Source organism: Pseudoalteromonas luteoviolacea NCIMB 1942, assembly GCF_001625595.1.
Lineage (GTDB): Bacteria > Pseudomonadota > Gammaproteobacteria > Enterobacterales > Alteromonadaceae > Pseudoalteromonas > Pseudoalteromonas luteoviolacea_A.
The window spans coordinates 1-4175 of record NZ_AUXT01000048.1 but is presented as its reverse complement, the minus strand read 5'-3'; the positions used below and the strand labels follow the sequence as shown (position 1 = coordinate 4175).

The following is a 4175-nucleotide window of genomic DNA, read 5'->3' as shown; positions in this document are numbered from 1 at the left end:
CTTAACTGATCGGCATTAAGCCATAGGCTGGTATTTTTTTGTCTGTGCAAAACTGTTTTGCATACAAAGTCAGCCTAGGCTCATGGGAGTGTGTTACCCTAGGAGCAATTTTAATAACTAGCTGAACTTATGCATATTCATATTCTTGGGATCTGCGGCACCTTTATGGGCGGCATTGCAGCCATTGCGCAATCTTTGGGCCATAAAGTAACCGGCTCAGATCAAAACGTTTATCCACCAATGAGTACACAACTAGAGTCTTTGGGAATTGAACTGACTCAGGGTTACGATCCTGTGCAGTTGGAGCCTCAACCAGATGTGGTTGTAATTGGAAATGCAATGAGTCGTGGTAACCCATGTGTTGAATATGTGCTAGAAAAAAGTTTGCCTTATACGTCGGGCCCTGAGTGGCTAAAACATCATGTTTTGCAGAACGCTTGGGTATTGGCAGTTGCAGGGACTCACGGTAAAACCACAACAGCCAGTATGCTGGCATGGCTACTTGAATACGCCGGATTAAAGCCTGGGTTTTTAATCGGTGGCATAGTTCAAAACTTTGGTGTATCTGCGCGTGTGAGTGACACGCCATTTTTTGTGATTGAAGCGGATGAATATGACACCGCATTTTTTGATAAGCGCAGTAAATTTGTGCATTATTTACCGCGTACGCTTATTTTAAATAACCTTGAATTTGATCACGCCGATATTTTTGCTGATTTAAACGCGATTCAAACCCAATTTCATCATCTGATCAGAACTTTACCTGGCCAAGGTAAAGCTATTTATCCAGAACAAGACTGTGCTATTAATGACGTACTGGAACGCGGTTTTTGGAGTCAAAAAGAATCGCTAGGTAGGGATTGGTCGTATAAACTACTCAACCCAGATGGTAGTCGCTTTAAAGTGCTACTTGAAGGCGAGGTTGTTGGTGAGGTGAATTGGCAGGCCATTGGCGAGCACAATGTGAAAAACGCCATCATGGCGATCGCCGCGGCCCGTCATGTTGGCATTCCTGTAGAGGTAAGTGTTGAAGCGTTAGGTCTTTTCAAGTCGCCAAAAAGGCGTATGGAATTAAAAGCGGATATTGCCAATATTCGTGTATACGACGATTTTGCACATCACCCTACAGCGATAGAAACAACATTGGCAGGTTTAAGAGCAAAAGTAGGTAATGAAGAAATCATCGCAGTACTTGAGCCACGTTCAAACACCATGAAAATGGGGGTTCATCAAGACACCTTGATGAATGCACTACAGGCCGCTGACAAAGCGCTGGTTTTTGAACCTCAAGGCCTATCTTGGTCTCTGAAAGCCGCAGCTAATAAAGCAGGGCGTCAGTGTTTTTCAAACACAGATGACATAGTGGCCGAAGTCATAAAGCAAGCAAAGCCAAACCAACACATATTAATCATGAGCAACGGCGGTTTTAATGGCATACATGAGGCCTTAATCGTCGAGCTTAACAAGGTAATGTCATAATCGCATGTCAAAATACAAAGATCCCATCACGTTAGCGTTTAGCGGTGCATCAGGTGCACCTTATGGTTTACGTCTATTAGAAGTACTGGTTGAACTTGATTATCGAGTATATGTACTTATATCTAGTGCAGCACGTGTGGTGTTAGACACTGAATCTAATGTCAAACTATCTGGCAATGAACACAAAGCAACTGAGCAGTTGAGTGCTCTGTGTAAAGCCAAAGATGGCCAAATTCAGGTATTTGGTAAAGATAATTGGTTTAGCCCTGTGGCTTCGGGGTCGGCTGCACCCAAGAAAATGGTTGTTTGCCCTTGCAGTGCCGGCAGTGTCTCTGCAATTGCTCTGGGTGCTTCTGATAATTTATTGGAGCGTGCGGCGGATGTGGTTATCAAAGAAAGAGGACAGCTTATCTTAGTACCTCGAGAAACGCCATTTAGTCCAATTCACTTGGAGAATATGCTTAAGCTGAGTCAGTTAGGTGTCACTATTATGCCAGCTGCGCCAGGGTTTTATCACCAGCCACAGTCCATAGAAGATTTAGTGGATTTTATGGTGGCGCGTATTTTAGACCATTTGAATATTGAACATACACTCGCAAAACGTTGGGGTTACGGCGAATAAATACAGTGAAATACACATCTAGGGGATTGGGGATCCAAATTAAATGACAACTGCATTAAGTATAAAGGGCTTAAAAAAAGTCTATAAAAATGGTGTCGAAGCGGTAAAAGGGATTGATTTAGAAGTAGAGCAGGGCGACTTTTTCGCCCTACTGGGCCCAAATGGGGCAGGGAAATCGACGACTATCGGTGTGATCGCTTCACTGGTAAATAAAACTGATGGCGAAGTGAAGGTGTTCGGCCATTCAATCGATACAGCGCTAGAAGCGGCTAAATCTGAGCTGGGTCTGGTGCCACAAGAGTTTAATTTTAGCCAGTTTGAAACACTGAATCAGATTTTGGTGAATCAGGCTGGTTACTATGGTGTACCGCGCCAAGCTGCGCATGAACGTGCTGAGAAGTACCTCAAGCAACTCAGCTTGTTTGATAAAAAAGACAAACAAGCACGCACTTTATCTGGTGGTATGAAGCGTCGCCTTATGATTGCGCGTGCGCTTATGCATGAACCAAAACTGCTCATTTTGGATGAGCCAACAGCGGGTGTTGATATAGAACTAAGACGCTCTATGTGGGACTTTCTACGTGAAATAAACCGTCAAGGCGTGACGATTATTTTGACTACGCACTACCTCGAAGAAGCAGAGCTATTATGTCGCAATATCGCCATTATTGATAAAGGCATCATTGTTGAACATACCACGATTAAAGCGCTACTGGCTAAATTAGACAAAGAAACATTCATACTTGATTTACAAGCACCAATTAAACCAATTTCACTTGAAGGCTATCAATTTACGCTTATTGACGACCATACCCTTGAAGTTGAGGTAGAAAAGTCGCAAGGGCTTAATAGGGTGTTTACTCAGCTCAGTGAGCAGGGCAATGCAGTGTTAAGTATGAGAAATAAGGCGAATCGATTGGAGGAGCTATTTGTTAGTTTATTAGAGCAGGGGCGCAGTGAATGAATATTTTAAAATATCGAGTTGCACTTAAAAGTATTTGGATAAAAGAGTGTATTCGCTTTTTACGTATTTGGGTGCAAACGCTCGTCCCACCTGCTATCACGATGACACTGTACTTCATTATTTTCGGTAGCCTTATCGGCTCTCGAATTGGCGAAATGGGTGGCTTTGGCTATATGGAGTTTATCGTGCCCGGCCTTATAATGATGTCTGTTATTACCAACTCTTATTCAAATGTCGCGTCTAGTTTTTATTCAACCAAGTTTCAAAAGAGCATTGAGGAGCTTTTAGTCGCACCAGTGCCAAATTACGTTATCGTACTTGGTTATATGGGCGGTGGTATGGCGCGAGGCATACTGGTGGGCCTTATAGTGAGTGTTGTGAGTTTGTTTTTTGTTGATATTCAAATTCATAATATTGCCGTGATAGTAGCGACCGTCGTTTTAACGTCTGCGGTATTTGCGCTAGGGGGGCTTATTAATGCTGTTTATGCGAATAGCTTTGATGATATTAGTATTATACCAACGTTTGTTTTAACGCCACTGACTTATTTAGGCGGCGTGTTTTACTCTATTAAGCTACTGCCTGAGTTTTGGCAAGGTGTGTCTCAGATAAACCCAATTATCTACATGGTTAACGCATTTAGATACGGCTTTTTAGGTGTGTCTGACGTCAATATTTACGTTGCTTTTTCGGTGTTAATTGGTTTTATTTCAGTGCTGTTTACCATTGCGTTGACACTTATTAAACGGGGTGTTGGGTTACGACATTAAGCGCAAATAATAAAAATTACCGCCTATGCAGGCGGTAATTTTTTGTCAGGAGGTTTTATTATAGTGTTACTGAAGTCAGGTGGAACCCAGGGCCCGAGCATACTTTGAATACATATTAACTGTACCGTGATGCTCAATTTTTCCTTATGTTCTGGTCAACTCCAGCCGGACACTTTTCTTAAAGAATTCTCATACTCTACGGGTGACTGATCGTTATTAGCTGAATGCAGCCTTTCCAGATTGTAATATTTCATATATTCAGCAACATCATTTTTCATGTGTTCACGCGTTGGTTGAGCCACTTTTTGCAACCAATCATGTTTTATAGCGCGATATTTTA

General features: G+C 42.4%; 5 protein-coding genes. 4 read left to right on the top strand and 1 reads right to left on the bottom strand.

The features are described from left to right. Positions 1 to 129: 129 nt before the first annotated feature. The 4 genes from mpl to N482_RS03985 are packed head-to-tail and all read left to right on the top strand — an operon-like array spanning position 130 to position 3835. On the top strand, positions 130 to 1479 hold the full coding sequence (gene mpl / locus N482_RS04000) for a UDP-N-acetylmuramate:L-alanyl-gamma-D-glutamyl-meso-diaminopimelate ligase (protein WP_063375853.1): 1350 nt from the start codon (positions 130 to 132) through the stop codon (positions 1477 to 1479). A gap of 4 nt (positions 1480 to 1483) precedes the next feature. Beyond that, positions 1484 to 2101, top strand: a complete 618-nt coding sequence (locus N482_RS03995) for a flavin prenyltransferase UbiX (protein ID WP_063375852.1) — start codon at positions 1484 to 1486, stop codon at positions 2099 to 2101. A gap of 43 nt (positions 2102 to 2144) precedes the next feature. Further along, on the top strand, positions 2145 to 3065 hold the full coding sequence (locus tag N482_RS03990; RefSeq protein WP_063375851.1) for an ABC transporter ATP-binding protein: 921 nt from the start codon (positions 2145 to 2147) through the stop codon (positions 3063 to 3065). Positions 3066 to 3067: 2 nt separating this feature from the next. Next, positions 3068 to 3835 (top strand): ABC transporter permease, encoded by a 768-nt coding sequence (locus N482_RS03985; RefSeq protein ID WP_063375854.1) that lies wholly within the window; start codon positions 3068 to 3070, stop codon positions 3833 to 3835. A gap of 155 nt (positions 3836 to 3990) precedes the next feature. Here the strand turns inward: N482_RS03985 and N482_RS03980 are convergent. Beyond that, on the bottom strand, positions 3991 to 4175 hold a 185-nt coding region (locus N482_RS03980), incomplete at its 5' end, for an IS3 family transposase (protein ID WP_155730471.1).